Source organism: Corynebacterium sp. p3-SID1056, assembly GCF_025152525.1.
In the GTDB taxonomy this organism is placed as follows: Bacteria; Actinomycetota; Actinomycetes; order Mycobacteriales; family Mycobacteriaceae; genus Corynebacterium.
The window spans coordinates 254,747-271,452 of the sequence record NZ_JALXXL010000002.1 but is presented as its reverse complement, the minus strand read 5'-3'; the positions used below and the strand labels follow the sequence as shown (position 1 = coordinate 271,452).

At 65.0% G+C, this 16,706-nt stretch carries 17 protein-coding genes; 12 read left to right on the top strand and 5 right to left on the bottom strand.

What is annotated here, in order from left to right:
* Positions 1 to 220: 220 nt before the first annotated feature.
* Genes M3G14_RS03015 through M3G14_RS02980 form a run of 8 tightly spaced genes read left to right on the top strand, consistent with a single transcriptional unit; the run spans position 221 to position 6,901 of the window.
* Positions 221 to 1,549: an aromatic ring-hydroxylating dioxygenase subunit alpha gene (locus M3G14_RS03015; protein WP_259924535.1), complete on the top strand. Its 1,329-nt coding sequence runs from the start codon at positions 221 to 223 to the stop codon at positions 1,547 to 1,549.
* A gap of 45 nt (positions 1,550 to 1,594) precedes the next feature.
* Positions 1,595 to 1,942 (top strand): non-heme iron oxygenase ferredoxin subunit, encoded by a 348-nt coding sequence (locus tag M3G14_RS03010; protein ID WP_259924534.1) that lies wholly within the window; start codon positions 1,595 to 1,597, stop codon positions 1,940 to 1,942.
* Positions 1,943 to 1,945: 3 nt separating this feature from the next.
* Positions 1,946 to 3,154, top strand: coding sequence for an NAD(P)/FAD-dependent oxidoreductase (locus M3G14_RS03005; RefSeq protein ID WP_259924533.1), 1,209 nt, complete (start codon positions 1,946 to 1,948; stop codon positions 3,152 to 3,154).
* Between the two features lie 18 nt (positions 3,155 to 3,172).
* The gene (locus tag M3G14_RS03000; protein WP_259924530.1) at positions 3,173 to 3,736 is read left to right on the top strand and encodes an aromatic-ring-hydroxylating dioxygenase subunit beta; all 564 of its coding nucleotides are present in this window, start codon (positions 3,173 to 3,175) and stop codon (positions 3,734 to 3,736) included.
* Between the two features lie 12 nt (positions 3,737 to 3,748).
* Positions 3,749 to 4,567, top strand: coding sequence for an SDR family NAD(P)-dependent oxidoreductase (locus M3G14_RS02995; protein WP_259924529.1), 819 nt, complete (start codon positions 3,749 to 3,751; stop codon positions 4,565 to 4,567).
* On the top strand, positions 4,564 to 6,171 hold the full coding sequence (locus M3G14_RS02990; protein WP_259924525.1) for an AMP-binding protein: 1,608 nt from the start codon (positions 4,564 to 4,566) through the stop codon (positions 6,169 to 6,171). The genes M3G14_RS02995 and M3G14_RS02990 overlap by 4 nt, the downstream gene beginning before the upstream one ends.
* A complete protein-coding gene (locus M3G14_RS02985; RefSeq protein ID WP_259924522.1) occupies positions 6,168 to 6,488 on the top strand; it encodes a hypothetical protein in 321 nt (106 codons plus the stop codon). The genes M3G14_RS02990 and M3G14_RS02985 overlap by 4 nt, the downstream gene beginning before the upstream one ends.
* A complete protein-coding gene (locus M3G14_RS02980) occupies positions 6,485 to 6,901 on the top strand; it encodes a PaaI family thioesterase (protein WP_259924521.1) in 417 nt (138 codons plus the stop codon). Before M3G14_RS02985 ends, M3G14_RS02980 begins: the two co-directional genes overlap by 4 nt.
* 58 nt (positions 6,902 to 6,959) lie before the next feature.
* On the opposite strand, the gene M3G14_RS02975 is transcribed toward M3G14_RS02980, so the two are convergent.
* The 4 genes from M3G14_RS02975 to M3G14_RS02960 all read right to left on the bottom strand — a co-directional run bounded on the left by M3G14_RS02975 (position 6,960) and on the right by M3G14_RS02960 (position 11,255).
* Positions 6,960 to 7,610 (bottom strand): YitT family protein, encoded by a 651-nt coding sequence (locus M3G14_RS02975; RefSeq protein WP_259924520.1) that lies wholly within the window; start codon positions 7,608 to 7,610, stop codon positions 6,960 to 6,962.
* A 78-nt stretch (positions 7,611 to 7,688) separates the two neighbouring features.
* Positions 7,689 to 8,543 carry an alpha/beta fold hydrolase gene (locus M3G14_RS02970; RefSeq protein ID WP_259924519.1) on the bottom strand — a complete coding sequence of 285 codons (855 nt, stop codon included), beginning with the start codon at positions 8,541 to 8,543 and terminating at the stop codon, positions 7,689 to 7,691.
* Between the two features lie 27 nt (positions 8,544 to 8,570).
* On the bottom strand, positions 8,571 to 9,512 hold the full coding sequence (locus M3G14_RS02965; protein ID WP_259924518.1) for a 3-carboxyethylcatechol 2,3-dioxygenase: 942 nt from the start codon (positions 9,510 to 9,512) through the stop codon (positions 8,571 to 8,573).
* 15 nt (positions 9,513 to 9,527) lie between these two features.
* Entirely contained in the window at positions 9,528 to 11,255 is a 1,728-nt protein-coding gene (locus M3G14_RS02960) for a bifunctional 3-(3-hydroxy-phenyl)propionate/3-hydroxycinnamic acid hydroxylase (protein WP_259924516.1), read from the bottom strand.
* Positions 11,256 to 11,498: 243 nt separating this feature from the next.
* Here M3G14_RS02960 and M3G14_RS02955 point away from each other — a divergent pair, with 243 nt between their 5' ends.
* The 4 genes from M3G14_RS02955 (at position 11,499) to M3G14_RS02940 (ending at position 15,181) form a co-directional block, all read left to right on the top strand.
* Positions 11,499 to 12,296: a 2-keto-4-pentenoate hydratase gene (locus M3G14_RS02955; protein ID WP_259924515.1), complete on the top strand. Its 798-nt coding sequence runs from the start codon at positions 11,499 to 11,501 to the stop codon at positions 12,294 to 12,296.
* A 45-nt stretch (positions 12,297 to 12,341) separates the two neighbouring features.
* The gene (locus M3G14_RS02950; protein WP_396122184.1) at positions 12,342 to 13,289 is read left to right on the top strand and encodes an acetaldehyde dehydrogenase (acetylating); all 948 of its coding nucleotides are present in this window, start codon (positions 12,342 to 12,344) and stop codon (positions 13,287 to 13,289) included.
* Positions 13,290 to 13,294: 5 nt separating this feature from the next.
* A complete protein-coding gene (gene dmpG / locus M3G14_RS02945; protein WP_259924506.1) occupies positions 13,295 to 14,338 on the top strand; it encodes a 4-hydroxy-2-oxovalerate aldolase in 1,044 nt (347 codons plus the stop codon).
* A gap of 75 nt (positions 14,339 to 14,413) precedes the next feature.
* Positions 14,414 to 15,181 carry an IclR family transcriptional regulator gene (locus M3G14_RS02940; RefSeq protein WP_259924504.1) on the top strand — a complete coding sequence of 256 codons (768 nt, stop codon included), beginning with the start codon at positions 14,414 to 14,416 and terminating at the stop codon, positions 15,179 to 15,181.
* On the opposite strand, the gene mgtE is transcribed toward M3G14_RS02940, so the two are convergent.
* Complete coding sequence (gene mgtE / locus M3G14_RS02935) at positions 15,178 to 16,518, bottom strand: magnesium transporter (RefSeq protein WP_259924503.1); 1,341 nt, start codon at positions 16,516 to 16,518, stop codon at positions 15,178 to 15,180. The genes M3G14_RS02940 and mgtE overlap by 4 nt on opposite strands.
* Between the last annotated feature and the right edge of the window lie 188 nt (positions 16,519 to 16,706).

Here is a 16,706-nt window from a genome sequence, read left to right as displayed (position 1 = left end):
TGCGGTAGTACGGGCCCGCGTTACCCCCGACCGGACCACCGGGGCCACCCCCGCCGTTCCGCCTAGCGGAACCTTATCTCTTTGTTCCCACATTTGTGGAATGCTCATTCCAGAGGTTGCGGTGAGGCGTCTCACAACTCCTGTTTGAGCGCACCTGCAGCACATTTTGCCCAAGAGCATTCTCACTCTGGCTTTCACAGCACGTCGATTGGAGCTTTCCATGCAAAACGAACGTCCCTCCCTTGGCGCTCCCTCCCTGGAACGCCCCGCAGGGCTAGACACCAACCTTGATGTCAGCAAAATGGTGGATCCCGACAAGGGGCTCGTCGATCGCCGCATCTTCAGCGACGAGCAGATCTACCGCCAAGAAATGCGCCGCATTTTCGCGCGCTCCTGGCTGTTCATCGCGCACGAGTCCCAGTTCACCAAACCCGGCGACTTCTTCCAGACCTACATGGGTGAGGACCCGGTCATCGCGGTGATGAACAAGCAGAAGGAAATCCGCGTCCTGCTCAACAGCTGCCGCCACCGCGGTGCCCGCGTCTGCCGCGCAGACCACGGCCGCACCAAGAACTTCACCTGCACCTACCACGGCTGGGCCTACAACCTGGACGGCGAGCTCATCTCGGTGCCGGGCGAGCACTACTACAACGACGAGTTTGATAAGGCCAAGTGGGGCCTGTCTGCCGTCCCGCGCGTGGAGAGCTACAAGGGCCTCATCTTTGCCAACTGGGACGCCGACGCGGAGCCGCTCGAGGATTCGCTGGGCGATATGCGCTGGTATATCGACGCGTTCATGGACCGCGACCCGGAGGGCACCTACGTTGTCGAGGGCGTGACCAAGTGGGTCCTCGACGGCAACTGGAAGCTCGCCGCCGAGCAGTTCGCCACCGACTGGTACCACGTGACCATGTCGCACGCCTCGGCGCTGATGATCCTCTCGCCTTCCGGCAAGGGCCCGAAGAAGGAGATCGCGGAGCGCACCGGCCGCCAGTTCACCGACGAGCACGGCCACGGCGCAGGCTTCCCGGTCCACCCCAAGAACCGCTTCGACGCGCAGCCGGTCCACGAGTACTACGACTACGAGTTCCTCAAGGAGCGCCTGTCGGAAGAGCAGGTCACGGGCCCGCTGACCAACGGCCACGCCACGGTCTTCCCCAACTTCTCCTACCTGCCCGTCAACGGTTCCATCCGTGTGTGGCACCCCAAGGGGCCAAACAAGATGGAGGTGTGGGCATGGACGGTGCTGGACCGCAGCATGCCGGAGGACGTCGCGAAGGCGCAGCGCCTCTACAACCTGCGCACCTTCGGCCCGTCCGGCGTCTTTGAGCAGGACGACGGCGAGAACTGGTCCGAGTGCCAGGCCAACGCCGGCGCCTTCATGGTCGCCAACACCGCCCTGAACTACCAGATGGGCCTGGACAACGTGGAATCCCGCGAGGGCTACCCCGGCATGACCTCGGAGCTGTACTCCGACGCCGCCGGCCGCGGCCTCTACCGCCGCTGGCGCGAGCTGATGAACACCCCCGCCTGGCACGAAGAAGCTTAAAAACACACTCCGCCACCGCACCCGCACTGAAAGGAAACATCTGCCATGTCTGACGCCATCAAAGTCGCTGTTCTGGACGATATCGAGCAGGAAGAGGCCATCGTCATCTCCCCGGAGACCTCCGGCTACAAGGACGCCATCGCAGTCTTCCGCACCGAGGACGACGAGGTCTACGCGATTAACGACGAGTGCACCCACGAGGTCACCTCGCTTGCCGACGGCTGGGTCGACGGCACCGAAGTCGAGTGCCCGCTCCACGCCGCGAAGTTCTGCCTCAAGACCGGCGAGGCCCTGTGCATGCCGGCCACCGAGAACGTGAAGACCCACAAGGTCGAGCTTCGCGGCGAGGAGATCTGGCTGACCCCCGGTGTCGCCGCGGAAGGTGTTGAGTAGACCATGACGGCTTCGACCACAATCATCGGCGGCGGCATCGGCGGCTTTACCGTTGCCCGCGAACTTCGCGCCAAGGGGGTTGACGCCCCCATCACCATCATCGACCCCGAGGGCATCCCGTACGACCGCCCGCCGCTGAGCAAGGACGTGCTCGCCGGGTCCAAGGACCACGACGCGCTGTGCTTCGTGCCGGAAGACTGGTACGCCGAAAACAACGTCACCATTGTCAAGGACAAGGTCGTGCGTATCGACGGCAAGGGCAAGACGCTCGTCCTCGAGAATTCGGACCCGCTGCCCTACGAGAACCTGGTCCTGGCCACCGGCGGGTTCGCCCGCATCGGCAAGACCCCGGGTTTTGAGGAGCACACCACCGTGCTGCGCACCTTCGACGACGCGTGCACCCTGCGTAGCGCGATGGGCGAGGGCAAGCGCCTCGGCATCGTCGGCGCCGGCCTGATCGGCGCCGAGGTTGCCGCGCAGGCCCAGGAGCTGGGTACCGAGGTCGTGCTGATCGACCCGGCCCCGGTCTCGCTGATCCCGGCGGTCGGCGAGGAGCTGGCCAAGCGACTCCACGACCTGCACGCGGCGCACAACGTGAAGTTTGTCCGCGGCATGACCACCGAGATCACCGACGACGGCGACCACAAGACCATCCACGTCGACAACGATGACTCCTACGAGGTCGACCACGTACTGCTGTGCATCGGCCTGATCCCGGAGACCGCACTGGCTGAGTCCCTGGGCCTGGACATCGACAACGGCGTGATCGTCGATACGCAGCAGCGCACCTCCCTGCCGGGCGTGTGGGCCGTTGGTGACTGCGCGCGCCTGCGCAACGAGGACGGCACCCTTGAGCGTCGCCACGAGCACTGGGACAGCGCGGTGCAGGACGCGAAGGTGGCGGCGGCCTCCATCGCGGGCGTCGACGCACCGAAGGGCAGCGCGCCCTGGTTCTGGTCCGATCGCTACGGCGTGCACGTCGAAGGCGTGGGCGACATGTCCGCCCCGGGCGAGACCTTCATCCGCCCCGACGCGGACGGCAACCCCGCAGTCGCCTTCCGCGTCGCCGACGGCACCACCCTGGTTGGCGCTGCCAGCTACAACGACTCGAACGCGGTGCGCGCCGCCCGGCGCATCATCGACCGCGAGATTCCGGTAACTCCCTCCAAGCTCATTGACCCCTCGATCCAGTTGAAGAAGCTGGCTCGCTAACGACGGATGTGATTTCCCATGACTGACTATCTACGCAGAGAAGATGTCTCGCTCGGAAGCCGTGTGGACGCCGAGCAGTACTACGAACTTCTCAACTTCTACAACGATGAGGCGGCGCTTCTCGACGAGGGCCGCTACACCGACTGGCTGCAAAACTTCGACGAGGACCTGGAGTACTGGGCACCGACGCGCACCAACCGCACGCGTCGCCAGCAGGCGCTCGCCATCGCCGACCGCGACGGGCTCGCCTACTACGACGAGACCCACAGCTCCCTGGCCTGGCGCATCCGCCGCTTCGACTCCGGCATGGCCTGGTCCGAAGATCCGCCGTCGCGCACCCGCCACCTGATCACCAACCTCATCGCCTTCCACGGCACCGTCGCGGAGACGGAGGAAGACGTGATCGAGACGCGGACCAACTTCATGGTCTACCGCACCCGACTCGAGCACGAGGAAGACATCTTCGTCGGCACGCGCACGGACCTGTTGCGCCGCACCGAGGACGGCTACAAGGTCTTTGACCGCCGCATCCTGCTCGACATCAATGTCCTGAATTCCAAGAACATCTCCACCTTCTTCTAGGGCGTGAACACGATGATCGAGGGACAAAAGGTACTGATTACGGGTGGCGCTTCGGGGCTGGGCAAGGCGCTCGCCGCGCGGTTTGTCGACGAAGGCGCGAGCGTGAGCATCGTCGACCTCGACTTGGACCGCGCGCGCGAGGCCGCCGAGGAGATCAACCCCGACAAGGTGCTGCCGCTGGCTGCGGATGTGCGCGAGCCGGCGTCGCTGCACGCGGCCGTCGACAAGCATATTGCCACCTACGGTGAGCTCGACACGGTGATCCCGAACGCCGGGATCTGGGACTTCTACCGCTCGTTCACCCGCTTGAGCGGCGAGGAGATCGCCGCGCTTTTCGACGAAGTCATGGCCGTCAACGTCAAGGGCTACCTACTTACCGCCGAGGCGACCTGGCGGCACCTGCTCAAGACCAACGGCTCGATCATCTTCACGCTCTCCAACTCGGCGTTCTACGCCGCGGGCGGCGGGCCGTCGTACACCGCGTCGAAGTTCGCGGGGCGCGGCCTGGTGGTGCAGCTCGCCTACGAGCTGGCACCGAAGATCCGCGTCAACGGTGTCGCGGTAGGCGGGATGCGCACGTCGCTCTCCGGCCCGGCCGCAAGCGGGCTCGGCGATCGCTCCGTCTCGGAGATCTTCGACCGCCGCCCTGGTGGCTCCAATCCCTATATTCCGCTCCACGATATTTCGCTCGACCCAGCGACCTTCACCGGGTCGTACGTGCTGCTTGCTTCCAAGCAGGACGCGGGCAATATCACCGGGCACATTATCAACGTCGATGGCGGCATCGCCGCCCGAGGATTCGCAAAGTCTGCAGGAGGCGATGACCTATGATCGTGTATGGCGTTCAGCAAGATCCCAATGATGTGGATGTCAATCCATGTACCCAACTGTGCCGGCATGAGCGGCACTTCCAAAACCGCATAGCCCTGTGGTACGAAGGCCAGTCCTTCACCTACGCCGAGTTCACCAAAGAGGTGCGCCGCTGGGCCGCGCACTTTGTCGACGCCGGCGTGAACAGCGGCGACCGCATCGGCTACATCGGGCAGAACTCCCGTTCCTTCCTCTTCGCCATGTTCGGCGCGTGGTGGATCGGTGCGACGTTCATGCCGTTTAACTTCCGCCTCTCCGCACCGGAGACCGCCAAGCTCTTCCTGCTAGGCACCCCGCACACTGTTGTGGTGGAGGGCTCGCACGTGGGCAAGGCGAAGTCCGTCTTCGGTATTGAAAAGCACCACATCGTGGTCGTCGACGATGACCCGGCGGCGCCCGTGGACGAGGAGATCCCGCTGTTTTGGTCCGCGACCTCCAAGTTCACCAACGAGGGCACCGAGAGCCTGCGCAAGCCCGGTGCCAGGACCATGCAGGACCTCGCCCTGCTGCTGTTCACCTCCGGCACGACCGGCCTGCCGAAGGGTGCCGAGCTCTCCTTCGGCAACCTGTGGTGGAACTCCATCAACGTCGACACCCTGGTGGATACCCGCCCCGGCGACACCTCGCTGGCCGTGGCTCCGATGTTCCACGTCGGCGCGCTGAACTCCTTTGCCATCCGTTCCTTCTTCCGCGGCAACACGCTCGTGGTCCAGCGCGCCTTCAACCCGCAGGCCACGCTCGCGCTGTTGGAAGAGCACAAGATCGGCTCGGTGTTTATGGTCCCGGCGATGCTTTCCGCCATCGCGCAGACCGAGGAGTTCCAGACCGCCGACTTGTCCAACCTGCGCGCGATCATCTGCGCTGGCGCGCCCGTGCCGCCCGCGCTGATTAAGAAGTACGGCGAAAAGGACATCAACATCCAGCAGGCTTGGGGGCTGACCGAGACCGCCCCGTTTGCCACCTACCTGCCGGCGGACATGACCAAGTCCAAGCTGGGTTCCTGCGGCTTCCCCATGCCGCACACCCAGGTCAAGCTCATGGACCCCGACACCGGCGAGCGGATCAAGGAGCCGGGCCGCCACGGCGAGATGTGGGTGAAGGGCCCGAACGTCGCCCTGGGCTATTGGAACAACCCGGAGATGACGCAGAAGTCCTACACCGCCGGCTGGTTCCACTCCGGTGATATCGGCTACGTCGACGAGGACGGTTTCTACTACATCGTCGACCGCCTCAAGGACCTGATCATCTCCGGCGGCGAGAACGTCTACCCCGCCGAGGTGGAGCGCATCCTGGCCGAGGACCCCTCCTTTACCCGCGCCGCCGTCGTCGGCGAGTTCGACGAGAAGTGGGGCGAGAAGATCGTCGCGGTCATCGAGCGTATCGACGACAGCGAGATCACCCTCGAGCGCGTCCGCGACCACTGCTCGCGCCACCTCGCACGCTACAAGCTGCCGTCGAAGGTGGTCGTGGTGGACGAACTGCCGCGTAACTCCGGCGGCAAGCTGGACAAGCTCTTCCTGCGCCAGGCGGTGCGCGAGGGCACGATCGGGGAGGTCGTCTCGTGAGTTTCCAATACGTCAAGGACCACCCGGTACGCCACACCTACCCCTACGGTGCCAACGACGTCATCCTGCCGTACGACAACGCGGAAGCGCTGGCGCAGCGAATCAGTGAGGTCTTTGCCACGGATCCGAAGTGCCGCCGAGTGATTGTGCCCGTGGAGCCGGACAACGTGGAAGAGATCTCCGCCTGCGAGGATGCCGGCATGCGCTACGTGCTCGACGTGCAGCTGCGCACCGGCGAGGAGCACGCCCTCATGGTTGCCGAGCCCGACTGGGTGGCCAACCAATCCACCGACACGAAGAACCTGGAGCTGACATGAGTTTTATCGACGATTGGAACGCCATGTACGAGAAAGTGCATGACGTGAAAGAGACCCTGCAGCTGTACCCCATCGAGGGCAACACGGAGGTAGTCAAGCTGGGCATGCCGCTGACCCAGGCGGTCTCGCAGCCTGCGGGCATGTTCTCCGCGCCGGCGCTGTTCGGCCTTGCCGACCTGTCCGCCACGTGGCTGGCCATGCAGCAGGTGCCGAAGGGGGTGTTCCCCCTCGCGGTGGCCTCGAACATCAACGTGGTGTCCAACGTGAACTCGGGCGATGCCATCTCCACCTCGCGCATCGTGCGCGCCGGCCGGACGATCATCGTCACCGACACGGAGATCCACTCCGAGGAGACCGGCAAGCTTTTGGCGAAGGTCGGCTGCACCTACTCGCTGCCGCCGCAGAAGCGCTAGCACGGCTGGATACGAAAGCGCCCCGAAAACTGCGTGTTTTCGGGGCGTTTTGCGTGCCTTAGGCGACCGGTTTGACCAGGCGCTTGGCCAGCGGGGTGCAGGCACCGACGATGAATCCGAGGGTGAGTGCCGAGACGATCGTGGCCTCGCGGGCGGCTTCGAAGTTGCCCACCCAGAGGATGGACAGCACCACCGCGAGTGCGACGCACGTGATGTCGAAGACGAGCTTGACCTTGTAGAAGGGCTTTCGCGTGAGCGTCGAGATGGTGGCGACGAACCCCTCTCCCGGGAGGAACACCGCGTTCGCGGTAGCCAAGATGGACACGCCGAAGCCGAGGAACACAAGGCCGAGCGCAACTTCGAGCGCCTGGAGGGCGTAGGCGTCAGTCACCAGCGGGCGAAACGCGTACATCCACCCGTCGAGGCTCGCGCTGCCCACAATCAGGGCGGGCAGCTGCAGCCAGTACCTGGGCGGGAAGTCCTGGCGCAGCATCAGCCACTGGGCGGCGATGAGGAAGAGGTTGAGCGCGAACGTCCACCCGCCGAAGCTCAGCCCCCCAATCAGCGTCATGGCGTAGACGGGAGAAGACACCGGCGGCGTGCCGAGCTGGCTGGTGGTGACTAAGGCGGTGCCGCCCATCATGACCACGATGGCAAACACTGAGTACGCGTAGTCTCTCGGCCGCGCCCGCGAAATGGTGTTGTGCATAGTGCTTTTATCCCCTATGTAAGGCGCAAGGGCACCCAAACGAGCGTGTCTGGGTGCCCCTGGAGTGAAGGAAAAGGTTTAGAAGTGGCGCTTGAGCCACTCGATGATCACCTGGTTGAACTCTTCGCTGCGCTCAACCTGCGACCAGTGACCGGTCTGCGAGAACAGGTGCGCATCCGCGTTCGGGATGGTCTGCACCAACTCCCAGGTGCGGGAGACCGGGATGACCGCGTCCTGCATGCCGTGGATGAGCAGCACCGGGATTTCCAGCTCGGCGAGCTTGTCAAAGTCGAGGGGCAGGGCGTCGCGGTCGCGGTCGCGAGCGGCAACGACCTCCTTGAGGCGGTCGCTGGCGGTGTCGTTGAGTGCGGACTCGTAGCGCAGCTTGACCAGCTCGTCGCTCACCAGGGTCTTGTCCACCACGAAGAGCTCGAGCGTATCGCGGATGCCCTCCTCGGTCAGGGTCGGGTTCGAGTGGCCTTTCAGCGCCTTGGTCAGCTTCGCGCCGCCGGTACCCATGGAGACGATGCCCGAGAGGCGCTCCGGGAAGTCGAGCGCGAATTGGAACGCGAGCCAGCCGCCCAGGGAGTTGCCCACGATCCAGGTCTTCTCAATGCCCAGGGCATCCAGTACGCGCACCGCGTGGCGGACCCACTCGCGGATGCCGTACTCGGTGCCCGGCGCGGCGATGGATTGGCCGTAGCCGATGGAGTCGATGGCGATGGTGCGGCCGACCTCGGAAATCTGGGGCAGGTTCAGCCACCAGTTCGCCGCGGCGGTCACGCCGGTGCCGGAGCCGTGCAGGAAGAGGATCGGCTCGCCCTCGCCAAGGTCGTGGTAGTGGGTCAGCTCGCCCGGTGCCGTTTCAATCCACTTGTCCTCCAGGCCGAAGAACGGGTCGGTGGTGTAATCCGGAATGTTTACGGTAGTCATGTCGTACTCTCCTTGTGTGGTTGGTGGTTAGTTAGCCAGCATGATGCCGAAACCGGCGATGTATTCCTTGATGGCCCGGTAGTACTCGAACTCGATGTCGTAGCTGCCCCCAGTTGCCTCTGCCAGGGCCGAGAAGCCGGCGACCCAGGTGCGCACCTCGTGCGAGGAGTGCCCTGCTTCGCGGTCCATGCCCTCGACGGTGTAGGAGTCGAATGCCGTGGGGTCCCCGGATGCGCAGCGGCGCATGAACTCGCGGTCCCACTCGGGGTTGAGGTCCAAGATGTTGGTCATCTCGCCGGCGGCGAACTTACGGCCGGTGGAAATGACGCGCTCCTGGCGCTCGGCGCGTGCCTCCGGGGTGGGGTAACGGCCGTTGAGCATGAGCTTGCGCGCCTTCTCATCGGCGGTGACCCACTGCGGCACCGGCGGGTCGTGGGACAGGCCGCCGGAAGAGATGAGCAGGATCTTCTTGTCCTGCGCGGCCGCCCAGCTACCGATCGCCTTGCCCAGCAGGCGCACGCGCTTCATCGGCACAAAGGGGCGGGCCAGGCCGTTGACGTAGACGGCGATGACGGGCTTGGCCGCGATGTCGCCGTAGATGATCTCCATCGGCTGCACCGCGCCGTGGTCGATTTCCATGCGGCGCGAAATCGCTACGTCGACCTCGTTGTCCATGATGAACTGGGCCAGGTCCTGCGCCAGCTCCTCCGGCGTGTCCAGGAAGCCCTCCTGCGAGTCGTAGTCGCCGACGCCGACCGACTGGAAGCCGACGCAGAACGGCGGCATGTGGTCGTAGAAGAAGCCGTTGTAGTGGTCGGGCGCGAAGTTGATGATCAGGTCCGGGTCGTAGTCCTTGACGAACTCGCGGACCTTTTCAAAGCTGCCCTCCATCTCCTGCTTCACCTCCTCGCCTGGATCGTTGTAGCCCAGCAGTGGCGAGTGCGACATTGCCACGAGTTTGACTGTCATGTTCCGTTTCCTTCCTTAGTTGTCCGTGTCGGCCTGGTACGCGCGGACGTGTGCTGCGCGCTTGTACGATTCCCACGCCTGGCCGGCCTGCGCGTTGAGCGTCGCCGCCGCGACGAAGCGGTCGGGCCGGACGAGCACGGTGCCCACCGCGCGGGTATCGAAGAAGCCCTTGAGCGCGCCAGTGATGTCCGAGACCACCTCGGTGCCCTCCGACACGTACTGCTTCGCCCACTCGACCTGCGTCGGGCTGACCACGCAGACCAGCTTCACCTCGGCTGCGGCCAGCTCGGCGAGCTGCTTTGGCGTGAACAGTCGGGCCGGGTCGACGCCCCAGCTCAGCACTGCGTGGTTGAGGCCCAGCGCTTCGTCGAGAAGCACTGCTTCGCCTTCGTATTCCACCTTCGGCTGGATCAGCTGCAGGCCGACCGGCGATAATTTGTTCACCGCGACGCGCGAGGTGACGATCCGCGGGCGACGCGCGGGGTCGTTCGAGCGATCCGCCACGCCAGGCTTGAGCGTGGCCTGGTCCACCACGGCGCCGCGGCTGTAGCGCGGCACCGGCTTGAACTTCATGTCGGCGAAGTAGTCCTTGACCCGCGGTGAGAGGTTCATCAGCTTCGCGGCGGTGTCGCGCACGAAGGCGACCTTCTTGTCGGTCGGCTTGATCACCGTGCCGAAGGTCATGGACAAGTCGATCATGGCCTTGGCGTGGTCGCGGCGCTCGACGTCGTACGTGTCGAGCAGCGAGGGGCTGAACTTGCCCTGCAGCACGCCGGCGAGTTTCCACGCCAGGTTGGTCACGTCCCGGATGCCGGAGTTGTAGCCCTGCCCCATCCACACTGGCATGAGGTGGGCGGCGTCGCCGGCGATGAGCACGTTGCCCTTGCGGAACGTGCGCGCCATGCGGCCGTGGTGGGTGAACACGCGGCGGCGGATCACGTCGAGCTTGGTGCCCTCGGGGATGTGCTCGGCGAGTAGTTCCTCGATGAAGGCGTTGTCTTCGACCTTTTCGGTGGGTTCGTCGTCGAAAAGCATGAACTCCCAGCGCCGCACCCCGCGCGGCAGGCCGATGGAGACGTAGGGTCGGTTCGGGTCGGCGCCGAGATAGACGTTGGGGGCACCGAGCGGGTCGTTGTTCACATCCACGACGACCCAGCGTGTGGAGGGCGACTTCCCTTCGAACTCGGTGCCCATCCACTTGCGGGTAAAGGAGCGGCCGCCTTCGCAGCCCACGAGGTACTTCGCGGTGACGGTCTCCTGCTCGCCGGTGCGCTCCTCGCCCTCCTCGCCGCGCACGATGTCAAAGGTTGCGCGCACGCCGCCGGCAACCTCTTCGATCTTGACCAGCTCGCGGCCGAACGTGGTGGTGACGTGGGGGAAGCGGGACAGGCCGTCGAAGGAGGCCTTGTCCGCGAGCGGCTGGAGGAAGCCGAACTTGCGGGGCCAGCCGTAGGGCTCGCCTTGCGGGTTGTTGGTCAGGATGACGTTGCCGGCGCCGTCGACAAGCCGCATGATGTGGTGGGGGATGGTGTAGGGCAAGAACTCTTCGGCCAGGCCCATCGCCTGGATGGTGCGCATGGATTCGTCATCGAGGCCGACGCCGCGCGGGTAGTCGATGAGCTGGTCGCGCTTTTCCATCACCGCGACGGAGACGCCGCGGATGCCGAGCAGGTTTGCCAGCGCGAGGCCGACGGGGCCGGTACCGATGACCAGCACGTCAACGTCTGCGTTCGCTGCACTCATGTCAGGCTCCTTCCTCTCCACCATATCTCGCAGCAAGTGAGTCGCTTCACCTTGCTTGCGTCTATTCAAAGCCAATCACACGCTCGACTAAGCGCACCCTCAATTCCGCCTCGCGGAACACATTTGTAAATTCGGGGGGAATGTTGGGGACGCCCACCCGAAAACCCACCCGCTTTTCCCGGCGCGTTCCGTGACGCGGAATACGTCGCCCGGTCGCCGCGCGCCCTGCATAGGCTCTCGTACATGAGCAACGCAACTGAGAGGAACGAGCAGGCTGTCCGCGATGCCGCGGCCGCGCTCGTTGACGCATATGCAACCGGCAACCCGATTCCGCCCCTGCGCGATTCCTTCGAGGGCATGGACATTGCGGATGCCTACCGCGTGCAGAAGGCGCAGATCCCCGCGCTGACCGCCAAGTGGGGCGAGATCGTCGGCCGCAAGGTGGGCCTGACTTCTCTGGCGATGCAGAAGCAGCTGGGCGTCGACTCCCCCGACTTCGGCTTCTTCACCAAGGCCCAGCTCTACCGCGACGACGCGCGCATCGCGGCCGACACCTTCATCTCGCCGAAGGTGGAGCCGGAGTTCGCGTTTCTGCTGAACAAGGAGCTTTCCGGCGGCAACACCACGCGCGCTGACGTCGCGGAGGCGATCGAGTCCGTGCACGCCGCGATCGAGATCATCGATAGCCGCATCAAGGACTGGGACATCACGCTGCCCGACACCATCGCAGACAACGCCTCCTGCGGCGCAGTCGCGATCAGCGAGGCACCGCTCGATGTCGCACTCGAGGATCTCAATGCGACAACGTGCTCGCTGCTTATCGACGGCAACGTCACCGGCACCGGCAAGGGCGAGGACGTCCTCGGCGACCCGCTCGAAGCCGTCGCGTGGCTGGCGAACATCCTGCACGAGCAGGGCGACGTGCTCGCGGCGGGCCAGTGGGTCCTTCCCGGCAGCATCACCAGCGCAGCCCCCGTGGATGCGGGAAGCTCCGCCACCGCCGACTTTGGCAGCCTCGGCACCTTGACCATTCACTTCTAATACCCAAACTCTTAAAGACCAAGGAGTGCGCATATGACCACCCCAGTGACCGAACGCCCGTTTACCGCCGCGATCGTCGGCTCCGGCAACATCGGCTCGGACCTGCTGATCAAGCTGCTCGAGCGCAGCGAGCTGATCAACCCGACGTACATGGTCGGCATCGACCCCGACTCCGACGGCCTGAAGCGCGCCGCGGACAAGGGTCTGACTGTCTCGGCCGAGGGCGTCGACTGGCTGCTGAACTTGCCGAAGGACGAGCTCCCCGACTTCGTTTTTGAGGCAACCTCAGCAGGGGCACACGCCGCGAACGCGCCGCGCTACCGCGAGGCGGGCATCCACGCCGTCGACCTCACCCCGGCTGCGGTGGGCCCGTACGTCTGCCCGCCGGTCAACCTCGATGCGGTGGACGATGTGTGGAATGTGAACATGATTACCTGCGGCGGCCAGGCGACCACCCCGCTCGTTGCCGCGATCTCTTCTGTGGTTGACGTGGAGTACGCGGAGATCGTCGCCTCGATTTCCTCCAAGTCCGCAGGCCCCGGCACCCGCGCCAACGTCGACGAGTTCGTGGTGACCACCTCCCGCGCACTCGAAGAGGTCGGTGGCGCGAAGAAGGGCAAGGCCATCATCATTCTCAACCCGGCCGAGCCGCCGGTGATGATGCGCAACACCGTTTACGCAGGCGTGCCCGCCGAGGCAGCGGTGCCAGGCGAGCTGCGCGACAAGATCGCTGCCTCCGTTGCAGACATGGTGGCAAAGGTGCAGCAGTACGTGCCTGGCTACGAGCTCACCGCCGACCTGCAGTTTGAAGAGGCCCAGGAACGCTGGGGCGGGCTCGCGCGCGTCACCGCCCTGGTGCAGGTGCGCGGCGCCGCCGACTACCTGCCGGATTTCGCCGGCAACCTCGACATCATCACCTCCGCCGCGACCAAGACGGGCGACCTGCTGGCGCAGAAGATTCTTGACGGCTCTGACAACAAGGAAGGGAACTAAGACCCATGAGCTTCACCACTTTTGAGCACAAGCCTCCGTACAAGGTCCGCGTCAACGACACCACGCTTCGCGACGGCTCGCACGCGGTCACCCACCAGTTCACCGTCGAGCAGGTACGCGATGTCACCCGCGCGCTCGATGCTGCCGGCGTCCAGGTCATCGAGGTCGCCCACGGCGACGGCCTCGGCGGCTCCACCTTCAACTACGGCTTCTCCGGCACCAACGAGATGGACCTCATCGAGGCCGCAGCCCAGGAAGCCAAGCAGGCGAAGATCGCTGCGCTCGCGCTGCCGGGCCTGGCTACTCTGCAGGACATCACCGAGGCCAAGGAGCGCGGCATCAAAATGCTGCGCGTGGCCACCCACTGCACCGAGGCGGACATCTCCCCGTCGTACTTCGAGCACGCCCGCAACCTGGGCCTGGAGACCGCCGGCTTCCTCATGCTCTCCCACATGGCGAGCCCGCAGAAGCTCGCCGAGCAGGCGCGCATCATGGCCGATGGCGGCTGCCAGTGCGTGATGGTCGTCGATTCGGCCGGCCATCTCATCTTGGAGGAGGTCTCGGAGCGCGTCGATGCGCTCGTGCAGGAGCTTGGCGACGACGCGCAGGTCGGTTACCACGGCCACCAGAACCTTTCCGTGGGCGTGGCCAACTCCGTGCTGGCCGTGCGCGCGGGCGCGAAGCAGATCGACGGCTCCCTCGCGGCGCTCGGCGCCGGTGCAGGCAACTCCCCGACCGAGATCCTCGCCGCCGTCTTCGAGCGCTTCGACATCGAGACCGGCCTGGACACCACCAAGCTGCTCGACGCCGCGGAAGACATTGTCCGCCCGCTGATGACGCGCGTGCCGATCATGGACCGCTCGTCTGTCGTGCAGGGCAAGGCGGGCGTGTACAACTCCTTCCTCATCCACGCGGAGCGTGCCGCCGAGCGCTACGGCGTGCCGGCTGCGGAAATCCTGGAGGAGGTTGGTCGCCGCAAGCTCGTCGGTGGCCAGGAGGACATGATTATCGACGTCGCCGTGGCACTGCAGAAGGAGCGTACTGCCTAGCCCGACGCATTCACACGGAGTCCATTTTCCCAGTGGGTGAAAGTGGACTCCATTAGCATGAGAAAGATGGACCCCATGTCTTCTGAAATCCCAGCGCTCGATTTGGGAGTCAAGCGCAGTTCGACTGCCAAGGTCATGGACATTCTCAAGGTCCTGGCCGATGACCCGCTTGGGGCGTTGGGGGTGACGGAGCTGGCTGCCCGCGCGCAGCTGTCGAAGTCGACGGTGCACCGCATCCTGCAGGAGCTGCTTGCCGCAGACTCCGTGGAACAGGTGGAAAACCAGTACATTCTGGCACCCTGGCTGGTCTCGCAGCTCAACCCCCGCGACACGAACCGTTCGCGGGAGCTGCGCGAGCTGCTCACCCCGTTCTTGGGCCAGATCTACGCGCTCACCCAGCAGACCACGCACCTCGCGGTGCTCAACGGGCTGGAGGTCCTCTACCTGAACAAGCTGACCGGCCGCGACCCGCTGACCAGCCCCTCGCGCGCCGGCGGGCGTGCACCCACCTACTGCACCGGTGTGGGCAAGGTGTTGCTCGCTTACAACCCGAGCGCGGCGAATGCGGTATTAAACAGCCACCTCATCCCCTGGACCCCGCACACCATCACCTCCCCGGAACAGCTGAAGGAGGAACTGGTGGAGATCCGCGCAACCGGCTTCGGCTACGACCGGGAAGAGATCCGACCGGGACTGACCTGCATTGCGGCCCCGATCCACGGCAAGCAGAGCACCGTCGCCGCGCTTTCTATCTCCGGCGAGGCGGGCAAGTTCAACCACGCCGAGTACGCGGGCGTGCTGGAATCGGTCTGCGCCGCCGCATCCAGGGCGCTGAAGATCTAGATCCCCAGCACCGACTTGGCAATGAGGAAGTAGAGAATCAGGCCGGTGGCATCCACCAGCGTGGTGATAAACGGGTTGGCAAAAACGGCAGGGTCGATGCCCAGCTTCTTGCCCACCAGCGGCATCACGCCACCAACGGTGGCGGCCACGGTACAGATGCTCACCAGGGTCAACCCGATGACGGTGCCGATGCTCCACCCGTATACAAAGCCCGCGATGAGGAAGCCCAGGCTGCCGAGCAGCACGCCGAGCAGCATGCCGACGCGCGCCTCGCGGAAGACGACTTTGAGTACATCGCCGGGGCGGACGTCGCCAAGCGCAAGCGCGCGCGTGACGGTGGTGGCGGCCTGGTTGCCCGTATTACCACCGGTACCGATGAGTAGCGGCACGAACAGGGACAGCACGACCATGGTGGCCAAGGTGTCCTCGAAGCGCTCGAGCACCTGGACGGTCAGCGTCGCACCGATGGCGAGCACCAAAAGCCACACCACGCGCGACTTCACAATCTCAAACACCGGCGTAGCAAGGTACGGGCGGCGCAGCGGCTCGGAACCACCCATGCGCGCCTGGTCCTCGGAGTCGGCTTCCTCAAGAATGCGCAGCGCATCGTCGACGGTGAGCAGGCCGACGAGGCGGTGCTCGGTGTCCACGATCGGCAGCGCAAGCCGCTTGCGGTCCGCGCAACGACGCGCCGCTTCCTCCGCCGCCTCGTGCGCCACCGCCAAGTCTGGCTCCTGCATCAAGGCGGCAACCTCGGTCTTTCCGTCGGCGCGCAGCAGGTCACGCAGGCTGACCACGCCGACCAGGCGGCGGTCCTCCTCCACCACCGGCAGGGTGTAGATCGACTCCGCGTCGTCGAGGTGCTTATGGATTTGTTTAATCGCCGCAGAGACCCGCATCGTCGGACGCAGAATAATCAGCTCCGGGCTCATGCGGCGGCCGATGGAGTCCTCCGGGTAGCCCAGCACAATGCCGGTGAGCTCCCGCTCCCCCTCCGACAGGTCTGCGACCAGGCGGGATGCGACGGAGGCCGGCAGCTCGTCGAGAAGCTCGGCACGGTCGTCGGGCTCCATGCCCTCGAAGACCTCGGCCACGCCGGGCACGCGCAGGCCCGAGACGAGGTCGGCCTGCACCGCGGGATCCAGCTCATCGAAGGTGGTGACCGCCACCTCCTTCGGCAGCGTGCGGTAGAACAGGGCGCGCTGCTGGCGGCCCATACGTGCCATGAGCCCGGAAGCTTCCTTCGGAGTGATGTCGGACAGCAGGCTGGACAGCTCGGCGACATCCTTAGTTCGCAGCGCCGCCTCAACCTCGCGCTCGAATGCCACATCGATCATTTCCGCCACCACCAGCCCTTTACCTGCGCCACAATTGCATCCCGGACTTTAGCACGGCGGGCACTGCGCAGGGGCTTTTCGCTTGACGACGGGAGCGTGGTTGGATTCGAACAAGAGCATTGGCTTGCTCAAACCGCATCTACCCAAACATGCCTTGACCACGTTCCCGTAAACGTAGTCAAGGCATT